30 protein-coding genes are annotated in these 14,073 nt (G+C 63.3%); all 30 read right to left on the bottom strand.

What is annotated here, in order from left to right:
* Window positions 1-17 precede the first annotated feature (17 nt).
* Entirely contained in the window at window positions 18-410 is a 393-nt protein-coding gene (gene rplQ / locus OA56_RS04435) for a 50S ribosomal protein L17 (protein ID WP_055423455.1), read from the bottom strand.
* A 24-nt stretch (window positions 411-434) separates the two neighbouring features.
* Window positions 435-1,412: a DNA-directed RNA polymerase subunit alpha gene (locus tag OA56_RS04430; protein WP_141055105.1), complete on the bottom strand. Its 978-nt coding sequence runs from the start codon at window positions 1,410-1,412 to the stop codon at window positions 435-437.
* 37 nt (window positions 1,413-1,449) lie between these two features.
* Complete coding sequence (gene rpsD, locus OA56_RS04425) at window positions 1,450-2,079, bottom strand: 30S ribosomal protein S4 (protein ID WP_055423453.1); 630 nt, start codon at window positions 2,077-2,079, stop codon at window positions 1,450-1,452.
* Window positions 2,080-2,091: 12 nt separating this feature from the next.
* Entirely contained in the window at window positions 2,092-2,481 is a 390-nt protein-coding gene (gene rpsK, locus OA56_RS04420; RefSeq protein ID WP_055423452.1) for a 30S ribosomal protein S11, read from the bottom strand.
* A gap of 12 nt (window positions 2,482-2,493) precedes the next feature.
* Complete coding sequence (gene rpsM, locus OA56_RS04415) at window positions 2,494-2,859, bottom strand: 30S ribosomal protein S13 (protein WP_055423451.1); 366 nt, start codon at window positions 2,857-2,859, stop codon at window positions 2,494-2,496.
* A 55-nt stretch (window positions 2,860-2,914) separates the two neighbouring features.
* Window positions 2,915-3,028, bottom strand: coding sequence for a 50S ribosomal protein L36 (gene rpmJ, locus OA56_RS04410; RefSeq protein WP_028874976.1), 114 nt, complete (start codon window positions 3,026-3,028; stop codon window positions 2,915-2,917).
* Window positions 3,029-3,047: 19 nt separating this feature from the next.
* On the bottom strand, window positions 3,048-3,266 hold the full coding sequence (gene infA / locus OA56_RS04405; protein WP_028874977.1) for a translation initiation factor IF-1: 219 nt from the start codon (window positions 3,264-3,266) through the stop codon (window positions 3,048-3,050).
* Between the two features lie 3 nt (window positions 3,267-3,269).
* Window positions 3,270-4,592: a preprotein translocase subunit SecY gene (secY, locus tag OA56_RS04400; RefSeq protein ID WP_055423450.1), complete on the bottom strand. Its 1,323-nt coding sequence runs from the start codon at window positions 4,590-4,592 to the stop codon at window positions 3,270-3,272.
* Window positions 4,593-4,607: 15 nt separating this feature from the next.
* Window positions 4,608-5,045, bottom strand: coding sequence for a 50S ribosomal protein L15 (gene rplO / locus OA56_RS04395; protein WP_055423449.1), 438 nt, complete (start codon window positions 5,043-5,045; stop codon window positions 4,608-4,610).
* Window positions 5,046-5,048: 3 nt separating this feature from the next.
* The gene (gene rpmD / locus OA56_RS04390) at window positions 5,049-5,231 is read right to left on the bottom strand and encodes a 50S ribosomal protein L30 (RefSeq protein WP_055423448.1); all 183 of its coding nucleotides are present in this window, start codon (window positions 5,229-5,231) and stop codon (window positions 5,049-5,051) included.
* 3 nt (window positions 5,232-5,234) lie between these two features.
* A complete protein-coding gene (gene rpsE, locus OA56_RS04385; protein ID WP_055423447.1) occupies window positions 5,235-5,759 on the bottom strand; it encodes a 30S ribosomal protein S5 in 525 nt (174 codons plus the stop codon).
* Window positions 5,760-5,772: 13 nt separating this feature from the next.
* Window positions 5,773-6,126: a 50S ribosomal protein L18 gene (rplR, locus tag OA56_RS04380; protein WP_055423446.1), complete on the bottom strand. Its 354-nt coding sequence runs from the start codon at window positions 6,124-6,126 to the stop codon at window positions 5,773-5,775.
* 12 nt (window positions 6,127-6,138) lie between these two features.
* Entirely contained in the window at window positions 6,139-6,672 is a 534-nt protein-coding gene (gene rplF, locus OA56_RS04375) for a 50S ribosomal protein L6 (RefSeq protein WP_141055110.1), read from the bottom strand.
* 11 nt (window positions 6,673-6,683) lie between these two features.
* Window positions 6,684-7,079 carry a 30S ribosomal protein S8 gene (gene rpsH, locus OA56_RS04370; RefSeq protein ID WP_141055113.1) on the bottom strand — a complete coding sequence of 132 codons (396 nt, stop codon included), beginning with the start codon at window positions 7,077-7,079 and terminating at the stop codon, window positions 6,684-6,686.
* A 12-nt stretch (window positions 7,080-7,091) separates the two neighbouring features.
* Window positions 7,092-7,397, bottom strand: coding sequence for a 30S ribosomal protein S14 (gene rpsN / locus OA56_RS04365; RefSeq protein WP_055423443.1), 306 nt, complete (start codon window positions 7,395-7,397; stop codon window positions 7,092-7,094).
* Window positions 7,398-7,404: 7 nt separating this feature from the next.
* Window positions 7,405-7,944 (bottom strand): 50S ribosomal protein L5, encoded by a 540-nt coding sequence (gene rplE, locus OA56_RS04360; protein ID WP_055423442.1) that lies wholly within the window; start codon window positions 7,942-7,944, stop codon window positions 7,405-7,407.
* A gap of 9 nt (window positions 7,945-7,953) precedes the next feature.
* Window positions 7,954-8,271 carry a 50S ribosomal protein L24 gene (gene rplX, locus OA56_RS04355; RefSeq protein ID WP_055423441.1) on the bottom strand — a complete coding sequence of 106 codons (318 nt, stop codon included), beginning with the start codon at window positions 8,269-8,271 and terminating at the stop codon, window positions 7,954-7,956.
* A gap of 9 nt (window positions 8,272-8,280) precedes the next feature.
* Window positions 8,281-8,649: a 50S ribosomal protein L14 gene (rplN, locus tag OA56_RS04350; protein ID WP_028874988.1), complete on the bottom strand. Its 369-nt coding sequence runs from the start codon at window positions 8,647-8,649 to the stop codon at window positions 8,281-8,283.
* A gap of 158 nt (window positions 8,650-8,807) precedes the next feature.
* The gene (rpsQ, locus tag OA56_RS04345) at window positions 8,808-9,080 is read right to left on the bottom strand and encodes a 30S ribosomal protein S17 (protein WP_055423440.1); all 273 of its coding nucleotides are present in this window, start codon (window positions 9,078-9,080) and stop codon (window positions 8,808-8,810) included.
* The gene (gene rpmC / locus OA56_RS04340) at window positions 9,077-9,271 is read right to left on the bottom strand and encodes a 50S ribosomal protein L29 (RefSeq protein WP_055423439.1); all 195 of its coding nucleotides are present in this window, start codon (window positions 9,269-9,271) and stop codon (window positions 9,077-9,079) included. The genes rpsQ and rpmC overlap by 4 nt, the downstream gene beginning before the upstream one ends.
* On the bottom strand, window positions 9,271-9,690 hold the full coding sequence (gene rplP, locus OA56_RS04335) for a 50S ribosomal protein L16 (protein WP_141055116.1): 420 nt from the start codon (window positions 9,688-9,690) through the stop codon (window positions 9,271-9,273). The genes rpmC and rplP overlap by 1 nt, the downstream gene beginning before the upstream one ends.
* Window positions 9,668-10,453, bottom strand: a complete 786-nt coding sequence (rpsC, locus tag OA56_RS04330; protein WP_055423437.1) for a 30S ribosomal protein S3 — start codon at window positions 10,451-10,453, stop codon at window positions 9,668-9,670. Before rpsC ends, rplP begins: the two co-directional genes overlap by 23 nt.
* Window positions 10,454-10,462: 9 nt before the next feature.
* Window positions 10,463-10,792, bottom strand: coding sequence for a 50S ribosomal protein L22 (gene rplV / locus OA56_RS04325; RefSeq protein ID WP_055423436.1), 330 nt, complete (start codon window positions 10,790-10,792; stop codon window positions 10,463-10,465).
* An 18-nt stretch (window positions 10,793-10,810) separates the two neighbouring features.
* Entirely contained in the window at window positions 10,811-11,086 is a 276-nt protein-coding gene (rpsS, locus tag OA56_RS04320) for a 30S ribosomal protein S19 (protein ID WP_028874994.1), read from the bottom strand.
* Window positions 11,087-11,096: 10 nt separating this feature from the next.
* Window positions 11,097-11,924 carry a 50S ribosomal protein L2 gene (gene rplB / locus OA56_RS04315; RefSeq protein WP_055423435.1) on the bottom strand — a complete coding sequence of 276 codons (828 nt, stop codon included), beginning with the start codon at window positions 11,922-11,924 and terminating at the stop codon, window positions 11,097-11,099.
* A 6-nt stretch (window positions 11,925-11,930) separates the two neighbouring features.
* Window positions 11,931-12,233 carry a 50S ribosomal protein L23 gene (gene rplW, locus OA56_RS04310; protein WP_037990027.1) on the bottom strand — a complete coding sequence of 101 codons (303 nt, stop codon included), beginning with the start codon at window positions 12,231-12,233 and terminating at the stop codon, window positions 11,931-11,933.
* A complete protein-coding gene (gene rplD / locus OA56_RS04305) occupies window positions 12,230-12,856 on the bottom strand; it encodes a 50S ribosomal protein L4 (RefSeq protein WP_461583669.1) in 627 nt (208 codons plus the stop codon). Before rplD ends, rplW begins: the two co-directional genes overlap by 4 nt.
* A 12-nt stretch (window positions 12,857-12,868) precedes the next feature.
* Window positions 12,869-13,507 carry a 50S ribosomal protein L3 gene (rplC, locus tag OA56_RS04300; RefSeq protein ID WP_141055119.1) on the bottom strand — a complete coding sequence of 213 codons (639 nt, stop codon included), beginning with the start codon at window positions 13,505-13,507 and terminating at the stop codon, window positions 12,869-12,871.
* 111 nt (window positions 13,508-13,618) lie between these two features.
* Window positions 13,619-13,930 carry a 30S ribosomal protein S10 gene (gene rpsJ / locus OA56_RS04295; RefSeq protein ID WP_028874999.1) on the bottom strand — a complete coding sequence of 104 codons (312 nt, stop codon included), beginning with the start codon at window positions 13,928-13,930 and terminating at the stop codon, window positions 13,619-13,621.
* A 73-nt stretch (window positions 13,931-14,003) separates the two neighbouring features.
* Window positions 14,004-14,073, bottom strand: a 70-nt coding sequence (locus tag OA56_RS04290; protein WP_209223782.1) for an EF-Tu C-terminal domain-related protein, incomplete at its 5' end; no start/stop codon positions are given.

Raw genomic sequence — 14,073 nt, 5'->3', positions numbered from 1 at the left:
CGCCAAGGAGAGAGTGATCAGCCTGCGTTCTGCGCCGGCTGGGCCTCGGCACCGGCACGGTCGACGAGCTCGATGATCGCCATCGGCGCGTTGTCGCCGTCACGGTAGCCGAACTTCAGCACGCGAGTGTAACCGCCGGGACGGTTCTGCACGCGCGGGCCGATTTCGTTGAAGAGCTTGAGCACGATCTCGCGATCGCGCAGACGGGCGAAGGCGAGCCGGTGATTGGCCAGCGTCGGCTTCTTCGCCAGCGTGATGAGCGGCTCGACGAAGCGGCGCAGTTCCTTGGCCTTGGGCAGGGTGGTCTTGATGACCTCTTCGCGCAGCAGGGCGTTGGCCAGATTGCGCATCAACGCCTGGCGATGGCTCGTCGTGCGGTTGAGCTTGCGGTATCCGTTTCCGTGACGCATTGTTCTTTCCTCGTGCGTTGACCGTCAGCCGAGTTTTTCCAAACCGGGCGGGGGCCAGTTTTCCAGTTTCATTCCCAGCGTCAGACCGTGCGCGGCGAGAACTTCCTTGATCTCGTTGAGCGACTTGCGGCCGAGGTTGGGGGTTTTCAGGAGTTCCTGCTCGGTGCGCTGGATCAGGTCGCCGATGTAGTAGATGTTCTCGGCCTTGAGGCAATTGGCCGAGCGCACCGTGAGCTCCAGGTCGTCGACCGGGCGCAGCAGAAGCGGATCGATCGCCGCGCCGCTCTCGGAACGGATGGCAGGTTGCCGCCCTTCGAGATCGGCGAAGACGGAGAGCTGGTCGACCAGCACCCGGGCGGCGTAGCGGATCGCCTCCTCCGGATCGATCGAGCCATTCGTTTCCAGCTCGAGCACCAGACGGTCGAGGTCGGTGCGCTGCTCGACACGAGCGCTCTCGACCGTATAGGCCACGCGCCGCACCGGGCTGAAGGACGCGTCCATCAGGATGTGACCGATGGCACGATCGCCCTCCGTCTTGCGCGCGGAGGCCGGGACGTACCCCCGGCCGCGCTGCACGCGGATCTCCATCTCCAGGCGGCCGCCCTCTTCGACGTGGGCGATGACGTGGTCCCCGTTGATGACCTCGACGCCGTGACCCAGCTGGATGTCGGCAGCGCGCACCACCTTGGGCCCCACGGCTTCGAGGCGCACGGTCGCGTCGTCGCGCTCATGCAGCCGAAACACGACGCCTTTGAGATTGAGCAACAGATCGACGGCGTCTTCTCGCACGCCTTCGATCGTCGAATACTCGTGCAGCAGTCCGGTGATGCGTACCTCGGTGGGCGCGCAACCGGGCAGCGCCGCCAGCAGCACGCGCCGCAGCGCGTTGCCCAGCGTATGGCCGAAGCCGCGCTCGAACGGTTCCATCGTGACGCGCGCCAACACCGGCGACAGATTTTCCACGTCGATGCTGCGCGGTTTCAGCAGGCTATCCAAAGACATCGATGCGTATCCTCAGTTTCTCGTCGCTGCGAGGGGCTTATCGCGAGTAGAGTTCGACCACGAGGTTTTCATTGAGCGTGGGCGAGAGCTCGGCGCGCTGCGGATAGGCCTTGAACACCCCCTTGCCCGCTTGCACGTCGACTTCGATCCACTCGGGAAAACCGCGCTGCGCGGCCGCTTCCAGCGCCGCCTTCACGCGAAGCTGGCCTCGCGCCTTCTCGGTGAGCTCGATCACGTCGCCCGGGCGCACGAGGTAGGAAGGGATGTTGACGCGGCGACCGTTGACCGTCACGCCGTTGTGGCGCACGATCTGGCGCGCCTCGGCGCGTGAGGCGCCAAAGCCCATGCGGTAGGCCACGGCGTCGAGCCGGCCTTCGAGCAGTTGCAGCAGGTTCTCGCCGGTCTGGCCGCGACGGCGGGCCGCCTCGGCATAGACGCGGCGGAACTGGGTTTCCAGCACCCCGTAGAGGCGACGGATCTTCTGCTTTTCACGCAGCTGCTGACCGAATTCGGACAGGCGCTGACCGGAGGTTTGACCGTGCTGACCTGGGGCATAGCTACGGCGCTCGATCGCGCACTTGTCCGTGAAGCATTTTTCCCCTTTGAGGAAGAGCTTTTCGCCTTCCCGCCGGCACTGCCGGCACTTGGGATCGAGATTGCGTGCCACGTTCGACTCCTGTTAGATCCGACGTTTCTTGGGCGGACGGCAGCCGTTGTGCGGAATCGGCGTCACGTCCTGGATGCTGGAGATGCGGATCCCGAGCGCAGCGAGCGCCCGTACCGAGGATTCACGCCCCGGGCCAGGACCCTGCACGCGCACTTCCAGGCTCTTGATGCCGCATTCCTGGGCTGCCTTGCCGGCGGCATCGGCCGCCACCTGGGCAGCGAACGGCGTGCTCTTGCGCGAGCCCTTGAAGCCAGCCGAACCGGAGGTTGCCCACGAGAGCGCGTTGCCCTGACGGTCGGTGATCGTGATGATCGTGTTGTTGAAACTCGCGTGGATATGGGCGATGCCTTCCGCAACGTTCTTCTTGACCTTGCGGCGCACCTTCGTCGTAGTCTTAGCCATGGAACGACCTCATCATTTCTTCTTGCCAGCGATGGTCTTGCGCGGACCTTTGCGGGTGCGCGCGTTGGTACGGGTACGCTGTCCGCGCACGGGCAGTCCGCGGCGATGGCGCATACCACGATAGCAGCCCAAGTCCATCAGCCGCTTGATGTTCATGGTGATCTCGCGTCGCAGGTCGCCCTCGACCTTGTACTTGGCGACTTCCTCGCGCAGGCGCTCGAGCTCGGCTTCGGTCAGATCCTTGACCTTGGCCGTCGGCTGCACGCCCGCGGCCTCGCAAATCTTGCGGGCACGGGAACGACCGATGCCGTAGATCGCCGTGAGGGCGATCTCGGTATGCTTGTGATTCGGGATATTCACCCCAGCGATACGGGCCATCTGCACTCACCCCAAAAAACGAAATTCTCAAGTATAAAAGATTCGCGCCCCGGCTTCAACCTTGGCGTTGCTTGTGGCGCGCTTCCTTGCAAATGACCCGCACCACGCCCTTGCGCCGCACGATACGGCAGTTGCGGCAGATCCGCTTCACGGAAGCTTGGACTTTCATGGAGTTCTCCTTGGATTCTTCACTTGGAACGGAATACGATGCGACCGCGCGTGAGATCGTACGGCGTGAGCTGCACCGTCACCTTGTCGCCGGGAAGAATGCGGATGTAGTGCATGCGCATCTTGCCCGAAATATAGCCGAGGATCACGTGGCCGTTCTCGAGGCGCACGCGAAAAGTCGCGTTGGGCAGCGTCTCGATCACCTCGCCCTGCATTTCGATGACGTCTTCCTTGGCCATCCCTTACTTCCTCCGCAGCGCGCCGGTCTTGAAGTTTGCCTTCTTGAGCAAACTCTCGTACTGGTGCGACATCACGTACGACTGCACTTGCGTCATGAAATCCATCGTCACGACCACGATGATGAGCAGCGACGTCCCGCCAAAGTAGAACGGCACGTTCCACTCGAGGATGAGAAACTCGGGGATCAGGCACACGAGGGTGATGTAGATCGCCCCGGCGAGCGTGAGCCGCATCAGCACCCTGTCGAGATATTTCGCCGTCTGCTCACCCGGACGGATGCCGGGCACGAAGGCACCGCTCTTCTTCAGGTTCTCCGCCGTTTCCTTCGCATTGAAGACGAGCGCGGTATAGAAGAAGCAGAAAAAGACGATGGCCAAGGCATAGAGCAGGATATACACCGGCTGACCGGGCGAGAGCGCCGCCGCGAGATCCCTGAGCCAAGCAAAGCGCTCGCCCGCCCCGAACCACTGCGCGAGCGTGGCAGGAAAGAGAATGATGGACGAGGCGAAGATCGGCGGAATGACACCGGCCATGTTGAGCTTCAGGGGCAGGTGCGAGCTCTGGCCGCCATAGATCTTGTTGCCGACCTGACGCTTGGCGTAATTGACCAGGATCTTGCGCTGCCCCTTCTCGACGAAGACGACGAAGGCCGTCACCAGCACCACCAGGGCGCAGACGAAGAGCGCCGAGAGCGGATGCATCGAACCGCTCGAGACGAGCTCGAAGAGTCCGCCCAGAGCCTTCGGCAGACCGGCGGCGATCCCGGCGAAGATGATGAGCGAGATGCCGTTGCCGATGCCGCGCTCGGTGATCTGCTCGCCCAGCCACATGAGGAACATGGTGCCGGTGACCAGCGTCACCACCGTGACGAAACGGAACATCAGGCCCGGCTCGAGCACCAGCCCTGGCTGCGCCTCAAGGGCGACCGCAATCCCCAAGCCCTGCATCAGCGCCAGCGCCACCGTGCCATAGCGGGTGTACTGGGTGAGTTTGCGCCGCCCCGCTTCGCCTTCTTTCTTCAATGCCTCGAGCGCCGGAAAGGCGTAAGACATGAGCTGCACGATGATCGAAGCCGAGATGTAGGGCATGATCCCGAGCGCGAAGATCGTGAAGCGCGACAGCGCTCCGCCGGAGAAGAGGTTGAAGACGCCGAGAATGCCACCGCCCTGCGTCTGGAAGAGCTGGGCGAGCTTGGCCGGGTCGATGCCCGGCACGGGAATGTGCGCGCCGATCCGGAAAACGACGAGCGCTCCCAGCAAAAACCAGAGGCGGCGTTTCAGATCGGCGAACTTCCCGACCGAGGCGTGTTGGGTCGCTTTGGTCACGACGGGCTACCCGCTTCAGGCGTCGACAAGGGTGCCACCGGCCGCCTCGATCGCGTTCCTGGCCCCTTTGGTGGCGGCAATGCCGCGCAGGGTGAGCTTGCGCGTGAGCGAGCCGGCAAGGATCACCTTGGCCGCCTTGGCCGCGCGCGGCACCACGCCCGCCTGCTTGAGCACGAGCAGGTCGATGTCGTCGACCGGGATGCGTTCGAGATCGGAGAGGCGCACCTCGGCGACGTCACCGGCCGTGGGCGAAACGAAACCGCGCTTGGGCAGGCGCCGCTGCAGCGGCATCTGACCGCCCTCGAAGCCGACCTTGTGAAAGCCGCCCGAACGCGATTTCTGGCCTTTGTGGCCGCGGCCGCAGGTCTTGCCCAAGCCCGAACCGATGCCGCGTCCGACCCGCTTCTTCGCCTTCTTGGCCCCCTCGGCCGGTTGAATGGTGTTGAGTCGCATATGTCAGCCCTCGACCTTCAGGAGATAAGAAACCTTGGCGATCATGCCGCGCACCTGCGGCGTATCGGCCAGTTCCACCGTATGGTTGAGGCGTCGCAGGCCGAGCCCGCGCACGGTGGCGCGATGATCCTTCCGGGTGCCGATCAGCGACCGGACCAGGGTCACCTTGACTTTATCGTTCGCCATGGCTCACTCCACGATTTCTTCGATGGTCTTGCCACGCTTGGCAGCGAGCTCGGAGGGGCGGCGGGTGGCCGTCAGCCCCTTGATCGTGGCACGCACGACGTTGTACGGATTGGTCGAGCCGACGATCTTGCAGATGACGTCTTTGACGCCCATCACCTCGAACACCGCACGCATCGCGCCGCCGGCAATGATCCCGGTCCCCGGAGGGGCGGATTTCATCATCACCGTGGAGGCACCGTGCTTGGCGATCACCGTGTGCTGGATCGTGCCGTTTTTCAGGGGCACCTTGACCATGCCGCGCCGGGCCGACTGCATCGCCTTTTGCACCGCTACCGGCACCTCGCGCGCCTTGCCCTTGCCCATACCGATGCCGCCGTCACCGTCACCAACGACCGTCAGCGCCGCAAAACTCAAAATGCGGCCGCCCTTGACGGTCTTGCTGACGCGGTTGATCGACACCATCTTTTCATTGAGCTCGTCCTGCCGCTCCTCTGCAGGCCGCCGCTTGTCTTGCTGATTCCTGGCCATCGCTTTTCCCGTATCAGAATTTGAGCCCGGCTTCGCGCGCGGCCTCAGCCAAGGCTTGCACGCGACCATGATAGAGATACCCCGAGCGATCGAACGCAACCGTCTCGATGCCGATCGCCTTGGCCTTCTCGGCGATGGCGCGGCCGACGAGCGCCGCGGCGGCCTTGTTGCCGCCATTGCTCACTTTTTCGCGCAGGTCCTTGTCGAGCGTAGACGCTGCAGCGAGAACGCGCGAACGGCACGGGGAAATGATCTGGGCGTAGATGTGCGAGTTGGAACGGTAGACCGTCAGACTCGGCACCTTCAGCTGCGCGATCTTCGCCCGGGTTTTGCGGGCGCGGCGCAGACGTGCAAGTTTCTTGTTCATGATCGAATGCCCTTATTTCTTCTTGGTCTCTTTCAAGACCACGATTTCATCCGCATAGCGCACGCCTTTGCCCTTGTAAGGCTCCGGCGGACGATAGGCGCGGATCTTGGCGGCTTGCTGACCGAGCTGCTGCTTGTCGGCCCCTTTGAGCACGATTTCGGTCGGCTGAGGCACTTCGGCCTTGATGCCGGCAGGCAGCTCGTGCTCGATCGGATGCGAGTAGCCCAAGGAAAGGTTCAGTTTGTTGCCCTGGAGCTGCGCCCGATACCCCACGCCGACCAGGGTAAGGCGACGCTCGAACCCCTTGGCCACGCCATGCACCATGTTGGCGAGGATGGCACGGGCGGTACCAGCCTGAGCATCGCTGCCGGGAAGTTTTTCGTCGGCCTCACAGCGCAAGACGTTACCTTCCTTGACGATGCGTACGGCCGGATTGAAGGCGAACTCGAGTGCACCGAGCGGCCCCTTGACCGCCACGCGGCTGCCGTCGATTTTCACCTCGACGCCACCCGGAACCTCGATCGGTTGTTTTGCGATACGCGACATCTCGATCTCCCTTAGGCGACGTAACAGAGCACTTCGCCGCCAACCTGCGCCTTGCGGGCGGCACGATCGGTCATCACCCCTTTGGGGGTCGACACGATGGCCACGCCCAGGCCGTTCATGACCTTGGGCAGCTCGGCAACCGGACGATAGATACGGCGACCGGGACGAGAGACCCGCTCGATGTGTTCGATCACGGGGCGACCGGCGTAATACTTGAGCTTCAATACCAGGGTCGACTTCGGCCCCTCTTGACGCACCTCGAACCCATCGATGTAGCCCTCTTCGTGCAAGACTCGGGCGATCGCGGCCTTGAGCTTGGAGCCGGGAACCTCGACGGTGGGCTTCTCCGCCTTCTGCGCATTGCGGATGCGCGTCAACATATCGGCGATCGGATCAGACATGCTCATCTTCGGACTCCCTTACCAGCTCGCCTTGGTCATGCCGGGGACTTCGCCGCGGAAGGCCATCTCGCGCAGCTTGTGGCGGCACAGCCCGAATTTGCGGAAGGTTCCGCGCGGACGGCCGGTGATCGCGCAGCGGTTGCGCAGCCGCGTGGGACTGGCGTTGCGCGGCAGCTGCTGCAGCTCGAAGCGCGCTTGCATGCGCTCTTCTTCGGACAGACTCATGTCCTGGATTTTGGCGAGCAGCGCTTCACGCTTGGCCGCGTACTTGGCCACGAGCTTGCGACGCTTTTCCTCGCGGTTGATCATCGATTTCTTTGCCATGTCAGCCTCAATTCCGGAAGGGAAATTTGAATGCGGCCAGCAGCGCCTTGGCCTCTTCGTCGGTCTTCGCCGTGGTCGTGATCGTGATGTTCATGCCGCGCAGCGCATCGACCTTGTCGTATTCGATTTCCGGAAAGATGATCTGCTCGCGCACCCCAAGGTTGTAGTTGCCGCGACCATCAAACCCTTTTCCGCCCACGCCGCGAAAGTCACGCACACGCGGCAGCGCGATCGAAATGAGCCGATCGAGGAACTCGTAGGCACGTTCCCCGCGCAAGGTCACCTTGCAGCCGATGGGATAGCCTTCGCGGATCTTGAAGCCGGCAATCGACTTGCGCGCCTTGGTGATCACCGGTTTCTGACCGGAGATGGCGGCAAGATCCTTCACGGCATTTTCCAGAACCTTCTTGTCGGCCACCGCCTCACCCACACCCATGTTGAGCGTGATCTTGGTGATGCGCGGCACTTCCATGATCGACTTGTAGCCGAACTTGCTGATGAGTTCGGGCACGATCTTTTCTTTGTACTGTTGCAGCAACCGGGCCATGTTCGCTCCTTAGACATCCACCAATTCGCCGGTGCTCTTGAAGAAGCGCACCTTGCGGCCGTCTTCCAGCACCCGGATCCCGACCCGGTCGGCTTTCTGGGTCTGCGGATTGAACAAGGCGACGTTGGAGATGTGGATCGGCATCTCTTTTTCGACGATGCCGCCGGGGATTCCGCGCAAGGGATTGGGGCGCACGTGCTTCTTGACGCGATTGATGCCCTCGACGATGAGCTTCTCGTCATTGACGCGGCGCGTCACCACCCCCCGGCGCCCTTTGTCTTTGCCGGCGATCACGATCACCTGATCGCCCTTACGGATCTTCTTCATTGCGACACCTCAGATGACTTCGGGGGCGAGCGAGACGATCTTCATGAAGCGCTCGGTACGCAGCTCGCGGGTGACGGGACCGAAGATGCGCGTACCGATCGGCTCGAACTTGTTGTTGAGCAGCACGGCCGCATTGCCGTCGAACTTGACGAGCGAACCGTCGGGGCGGCGCACGCCCTTGGCGGTACGCACCACGACGGCGTTATACACATCGCCCTTTTTCACGCGACCGCGCGGCGCGGCCTCTTTGATCGACACCTTGATGATGTCGCCGATGTTGGCGTAGCGGCGCTTGGAGCCGCCGAGCACCTTGATACACATGACCTTGCGCGCGCCGCTGTTGTCGGCGACCTGCAAGAGGGTCTGCATCTGGATCATGAATTTCTCCAACTTATACCGCAAGTGCGGACAGTCTTGGACTCGCACGTCCGCCCGACTTCATCGACGGGCGGACGGGAAAGCGAAGCGCCCCGCCATACGACGGGGCGAGAGTCCGGCACTATAACTGATGCGGCAGGAAAATGCAAGGGAAAAAATCAGGCCAACGCCGCCTTGGCGACGAGCCGGACGACTTTCCACGTCTTCGTCTTGGAGATCGGACGGCACTCCTCGATTTCGACGATGTCGTTGAGCGCCACGGCCGGGTCCTCGCAGTGAGCATGGAATTTACGGGACTTGGTAACGATCTTCCCGTAAAGCGGATGCGCCACGCGACGTTCCACCAGCACGGCCACGGTCTTGGCCCGGGCCGTACTCACGACGCGCCCGACCATGCGCTGCCGGGTCTTGTTTTGCACTTCTTCGGTCATTTACGCACCCCTTTTTCCCGCAGCAGGGTCTTGATGCGGGCGATGTCACGCCGCGTGGCGCGCATCGCCGCGGTATTGGTCAGTTGCTGCGTCGCCTGCTGCATCCGCAGGGAAAATTGCGCCTTGCGCAGCGCAATCAGCTCCTGCTCGAGCTCGGCGACACTTTTTTCGCGCAGTTCCTTGGCTTTCATCATGCCGCTCCCAGCTTGCGGGTGACGAAGATGGTCTTGAAGGGCAGCTTGGCGGCCGCGAGCGCGAAGGCTTCACGGGCGAGCGCTTCGCTCACGCCATCCATCTCGTAGAGCACCTTGCCCGGTTGGATCTCGGCGACCCAGTATTCGGGGTTCCCTTTCCCGCTCCCCATCCGGACTTCGGCCGGCTTCTTGGAAATGGGTTTGTCGGGGAACACGCGAATCCAGATGCGCCCACCGCGTTTGATGTGGCGGGTCATGGCACGCCGCGCGGCCTCGATCTGGCGGGCGGTCAGTCGCCCGCGACCGATGGCCTTGAGACCGAATTCACCGAAGGAAACGGAAGCCCCGCGTGTCGCCAGTCCCTTGTTTCGGCCCTTCTGGACCTTGCGGAATTTAGTTCGTTTCGGCTGCAGCATCGCCCACTCCCGAAGTTACGTTCGCTTTGGCGGCGCGGGTGCGACGACCACGACGCGCGCCCTCTCCTTCTTCGCGACGGCCCCGCGAAGGACGCCGGGCTTCCCGTTCGACGGGCTCCTGCGGCGCCTGGTTGCGCGCCAGGATGTCACCTTTGTAGAGCCAGACCTTGACGCCGATGATGCCGTAAGTGGTCTGCGCCTCGGCAAAACCGTAGTCGATGTCGGCGCGCAGCGTCTGCAGCGGCACGCGGCCTTCGCGATACCATTCGGAACGCGCGATCTCGGCTCCGCCCAAACGGCCGGAAGTCATGATCTTGATGCCTTTGGCGCCGAGCCGCATGGCATTTTGCATCGCGCGCTTCATCGCCCGCCGGAACTGGATGCGCTTCTCGAGCTGGGTGGCGACCGACTCGGCGATGAGCTGCGCGTCGAGCTCGGGCTTGCGGATCTCTTCGATCGTGAGGTGCACCGGCACGCCCATGCGGCGGTTGAGGTCGGCCTTGAGCAGCTCGATGTCTTCGCCCTTTTTGCCGATGACCACGCCTGGACGCGCCGAGTGGATCGTGATCTTGGCGCTCTTGGCCGGGCGCTCGATGACGATGCGGCTCACCGCGGCGTGCTTGAGCTTGTTCTTCAGGTAGCCGCGCACCTGGGCGTCCTGCTGCAGCAGGCGCGGAAAATCTTTGCTCGGCGCGAACCAGCGCGAAGCCCAGTCACGGGTGACGACGAGGCGAAAGCCGGTCGGATGGATTTTCTGTCCCATGTTTGCTCCTTATTCTCCGACCGCAACGATGATGTGCGCCGTGGGCTTGAGGATCTTCGCCCCGCGCCCTTTGGCCCGCGCCCGGAAGCGCTTGAGCACCACGCCCTTCTCGACCATGATGCGTTTGACCTTGAGCTCGTCGACGTCGGCACCGTCGTTGTGTTCGGCATTGGCGATGGCCGACAGGAGCGCCTTGCGGATCAAATGCGCGCCTTTCTGCGGGCAGAACGCGAGAATGTCGAGCGCCTGCGCCACCGGCTTGCCGCGGATGAGGTCGGCGACGAGTCGGCCTTTCTGGGGAGAAAGGCGCACGCCGCGCACGATAGCCTTGGTTTCCATATCTCGTATCCTCGAGCGTTAGCGTTTGGCCTTCTTGCCCGCGGCGTGCCCTCGGAAGGTGCGGGTGAAGGAGAATTCGCCGAGTTTGTGCCCGACCATCGCCTCGGTGATGAAGACCGGGACGTGTTGCCGGCCGTTGTGCACCGCGAACGTCAGCCCGATGAACTCGGGAATGATCGTGGAGCGACGAGACCAGGTCTTGATCGGACGCTTGTCGTTGGTCGCGCGACTTTGCTCGACCTTCTTGAGCAGATGGGCGTCGACGAACGGCCCTTTTTTGACTGAACGTGCCATGGCTTACCCCTTAACGCTTGTGCCGGCGCTGGACGATCATGTTGTCCGTGCGCTTGTTGCGGCGAGTGCGATATCCCTTGGTCGGCTGACCCCACGGGCTGCGCGGCACGCCGCCTTCGCCGGTGCGCCCTTCGCCACCGCCGTGCGGGTGGTCGATCGGGTTCATCGCCACGCCGCGCACGGTGGGACGGATCCCGCGCCAGCGCGAGGCGCCGGCCTTGCCGAGTTTTTCCAGCGAATGCTCGCCGTTGCCGACTTCGCCGATGGTGGCGCGGCACTCGACGTGGACCTTACGCACCTCGCCCGAGCGCAGCCGCACCTGGGCATAGGCGCCTTCGCGCGCGACGAGCTGCACCGACGCCCCGGCGGCTCGGGCAAGCTGCCCGCCCTTGCCCGGAACGAGCTCGACGTTGTGCAGCGTCGAACCCACGGGGATGGAGCGGATCGGCAGCGCGTTGCCGGGCTTGATCGGCGCCTGCGGGCCGCTCATCACCGTCTGCCCCACCGTCAGCCCCTTCGGCGCGAGGATGTAACGGCGCTCGCCATCGGCATAGCACAGCAGCGCGATGTGTGCCGAGCGGTTCGGATCGTATTCGATGCGTTCGACCTTGGCCGGAATGTTGTCCTTGTTGCGGCGGAAGTCGACGATGCGGTAGAACTTCTTGTGCCCGCCGCCCTTGTGCCGCGTGGTGATGCGCCCCGCGTTGTTGCGGCCCGCCAGGCGCGTCATCGCCTCGACGAGAGAGGGATACGGCCGCCCCTTGTAGAGTTCCTTGTTGACGACCCGCACCATGGCACGGCGGCCAGGCGAAGTCGGTTTCATCTTGATCACTGCCATGATGGTTTACTCCCCGGCCATGAAGCTGAGCTCTTGGCCCGGCTTGAGCGAGACGAAGGCTTTCTTCCAGCCGGAACGACGGCCGGTGATGCGCCCCATCCGCTTTTCCTTGCCTTTGACGTTGAGCACCCGCACGCCCTGGACTTCGACCTCGAAAAGCTTTTCGACGGCGGCCTTGATCTCGGGTTTGGTCGCATCGGAGGCGACGCGGAACACCACCTGGTTGAGGCGCTCCCCAAGCATCGTGGCCTTCTCCGAGATCTGCGGTCCGAGCAGAACCTGATAGAGGCGTTCTTCGCTGATCGTCATTGCCACATCTCCTCGAATTTGGCCACGGCGCCCTTGGTGAGCAGCACTTTGGGGAAATGCACCAGCGCCACCGGGTCGGTTTCATGCGCCGCCAGCACCAGCACGTCCTTGAGGTTGCGGCTGCCGAGCAGCAGGTTCTCGTCGAGTTCGTCGGTGACGAGCAACACGCGGGTACCGGCCAGACCCATGTCCTTGATCTTCTGGGCGACGAGCTTGGTCTTGGGCGCCTCGACGCGGAAGTCGTCGATCACCGCCAGGCGGTCTTCCCGGGCGAGCTGCGAGAGAATGGTGGCCATGGCCGCACGGAACATCTTGCGGTTGACCTTCTGCTTGAAGTTTTCCTCGGGCGAGCTCGGGAAGATCTTGCCACCATGCCGCCACAGCGGGCTGGAGGTCATCCCGGCGCGCGCGCGGCCCGTGCCTTTCTGGCGCCACGGCTTGCGGGTGGAGTGATGCACCTGCGAGCGATCTTTCTGGGCGCGCGTAGCTTGCCGAGCATTGGCCTGATAGGCGACGACGACCTGATGCACCAGCGCCTCGTTGTAGGGGCGGGCGAAGAGCGTGTCGGAGACCTGAGCGGTTCCGGCAGGCTGACCCTGCGCATTCAATAGCTTGAGTTCCATATCCACCTCGCCTTAGCCTTTGACCGCCGGGCGCACGATCACGTCGCCGCCCTTGGCACCGGGAACCGCCCCCTTGACGAGCAGGAGATTGCGTTCGGCATCGACGCGCACGATCTCGAGATTCTGCACCGTGACGGTCTCGTCGCCCAGATGCCCCGCCATGCGCTTGCCGGGAAAGACCCGGCCGGGATCCTGCGCCATGCCGATGGAGCCGGGCGCGCGCGTGGTGATCGAGTTGCCGTGCGAGGCACGGTTGGAGCTGAAGTTGTGGCGTTTGATCGCGCCGGCGAAGCCCTTGCCGATGGAGCGGCCAGTGACGTCGACTTTCTGTCCCGGTTGGAACATCGTCACGGACAGTTCCTGACCGAGCTGCAGCGAAGCGAGCTCGGCAGGATCGACGCGGAATTCCCGCAGCACGCGCGCCGCAGTGACCCCCGCCTTGGCGAAATGCCCGGCGAGCGCCTTGGTGGTGCGCGAGGGCTTGCGCGACCCGAACCCGATCTGGACGGCGGCATAGCCGTCGGTCTCGGGCGTCTTGAGTTGCGTCACACGGTTGGCTGAGGCTTCGAGCACGGTCACCGGGATGGACTGGCCATCTTCGGTGAAAATCCGAGTCATGCCCACCTTGCGAGCGACAAGGCCTAGACTCATGTTGTTCTCCTCGAACCGGTTACGATTGACCGGACGTTTACGAAAAACGACCCGCCGCAGCGGGGAAAACACGTCATTATAAGGCGGTTCGATCCCGCATGCAAGCGGGGGTTACATCAGCTTGATGTCGACGTCCACGCCGGCGGGCAGATCGAGCTTCATCAGCGCATCGACGGTCTTGTCCGTGGGCTCGACGATGTCCATCAGACGCCGGTGCGTGCGGATCTCGAACTGGTCGCGCGAAGTCTTATTCACGTGCGGCGAGCGCAGCACGTTGTAGCGTTCGATCTTGGTCGGCAAAGGAATCGGGCCGTGGACGACGGCGCCGGTGCGTTTGGCCGCCTCGACGATCTCGTGCGCGGACTGGTCGATCAGCCGATAATCGAATGCCTTGAGGCGGATGCGGATCTTCTGGTTGTTCATGATTCATTCCAAAGAGCGAGGGAGAAGAAAAACCCGGCGGAGCGATCCCCGCCGGGCTGTACGGGCAAGGCAATTACTCGATGATCTTGGAGACGACGCCGGCGCCGACGGTACGGCCGCCTTCACGGATGGCGAAGCGCAAG

This window comes from Tepidiphilus sp. HLB4 (assembly GCF_054823945.1).
The sequence above is the reverse complement of the archived record's forward strand: the minus strand, read 5'-3'. Positions and strand labels throughout refer to the sequence as shown.

Bases quoted from the DNA above. Each gene is read 5' to 3' on its own strand.
- rplX (WP_055423441.1), bottom strand. From the start codon at position 8,271: ATGAAGAAGATCCGTAAGGGCGATCAGGTGATCGTGATCGCCGGCAAA.
- OA56_RS04430 (WP_141055105.1), bottom strand. From the start codon at position 1,412: ATGTCTTTGGATAGCCTGCTGAAACCGCGCAGCATCGACGTGGAAAAT.
- rplN (WP_028874988.1), bottom strand. From the start codon at position 8,649: ATGATCCAGATGCAGACCCTCTTGCAGGTCGCCGACAACAGCGGCGCG.
- rpsK (WP_055423452.1), bottom strand. From the start codon at position 2,481: ATGGCTAAGACTACGACGAAGGTGCGCCGCAAGGTCAAGAAGAACGTT.
- rpmD (WP_055423448.1), bottom strand. From the start codon at position 5,231: ATGGCGAACGATAAAGTCAAGGTGACCCTGGTCCGGTCGCTGATCGGC.
- rplF (WP_141055110.1), bottom strand. From the start codon at position 6,672: ATGTCGCGTATCGCAAAACAACCGATCGAGGTTCCGGGTGGCGTCGAG.
- rplQ (WP_055423455.1), bottom strand. From the start codon at position 410: ATGCGTCACGGAAACGGATACCGCAAGCTCAACCGCACGACGAGCCAT.
- rpsE (WP_055423447.1), bottom strand. From the start codon at position 5,759: ATGGCCAGGAATCAGCAAGACAAGCGGCGGCCTGCAGAGGAGCGGCAG.
- rpsC (WP_055423437.1), bottom strand. From the start codon at position 10,453: ATGGGACAGAAAATCCATCCGACCGGCTTTCGCCTCGTCGTCACCCGT.
- rplD (WP_461583669.1), bottom strand. From the start codon at position 12,856: ATGGAACTCAAGCTATTGAATGCGCAGGGTCAGCCTGCCGGAACCGCT.
- rpsJ (WP_028874999.1), bottom strand. From the start codon at position 13,930: ATGAACAACCAGAAGATCCGCATCCGCCTCAAGGCATTCGATTATCGG.
- rplW (WP_037990027.1), bottom strand. From the start codon at position 12,233: ATGACGATCAGCGAAGAACGCCTCTATCAGGTTCTGCTCGGACCGCAG.
- rplV (WP_055423436.1), bottom strand. From the start codon at position 10,792: ATGGAAACCAAGGCTATCGTGCGCGGCGTGCGCCTTTCTCCCCAGAAA.
- rplO (WP_055423449.1), bottom strand. From the start codon at position 5,045: ATGCGACTCAACACCATTCAACCGGCCGAGGGGGCCAAGAAGGCGAAG.
- rplE (WP_055423442.1), bottom strand. From the start codon at position 7,944: ATGGCCCGGTTGCTGCAACAGTACAAAGAAAAGATCGTGCCCGAACTC.
- rpsN (WP_055423443.1), bottom strand. From the start codon at position 7,397: ATGGCAAAGAAATCGATGATCAACCGCGAGGAAAAGCGTCGCAAGCTC.
- rplB (WP_055423435.1), bottom strand. From the start codon at position 11,924: ATGGCAGTGATCAAGATGAAACCGACTTCGCCTGGCCGCCGTGCCATG.
- rpsM (WP_055423451.1), bottom strand. From the start codon at position 2,859: ATGGCCCGTATCGCTGGGGTGAATATCCCGAATCACAAGCATACCGAG.
- rpsQ (WP_055423440.1), bottom strand. From the start codon at position 9,080: ATGACCGAAGAAGTGCAAAACAAGACCCGGCAGCGCATGGTCGGGCGC.
- rpmJ (WP_028874976.1), bottom strand. From the start codon at position 3,028: ATGAAAGTCCAAGCTTCCGTGAAGCGGATCTGCCGCAACTGCCGTATC.
- rplR (WP_055423446.1), bottom strand. From the start codon at position 6,126: ATGAACAAGAAACTTGCACGTCTGCGCCGCGCCCGCAAAACCCGGGCG.
- infA (WP_028874977.1), bottom strand. From the start codon at position 3,266: ATGGCCAAGGAAGACGTCATCGAAATGCAGGGCGAGGTGATCGAGACG.
- rplC (WP_141055119.1), bottom strand. From the start codon at position 13,507: ATGAGTCTAGGCCTTGTCGCTCGCAAGGTGGGCATGACTCGGATTTTC.
- rplP (WP_141055116.1), bottom strand. From the start codon at position 9,690: ATGCTGCAGCCGAAACGAACTAAATTCCGCAAGGTCCAGAAGGGCCGA.
- rpsS (WP_028874994.1), bottom strand. From the start codon at position 11,086: ATGGCACGTTCAGTCAAAAAAGGGCCGTTCGTCGACGCCCATCTGCTC.
- rpmC (WP_055423439.1), bottom strand. From the start codon at position 9,271: ATGAAAGCCAAGGAACTGCGCGAAAAAAGTGTCGCCGAGCTCGAGCAG.
- rpsH (WP_141055113.1), bottom strand. From the start codon at position 7,079: ATGAGCATGTCTGATCCGATCGCCGATATGTTGACGCGCATCCGCAAT.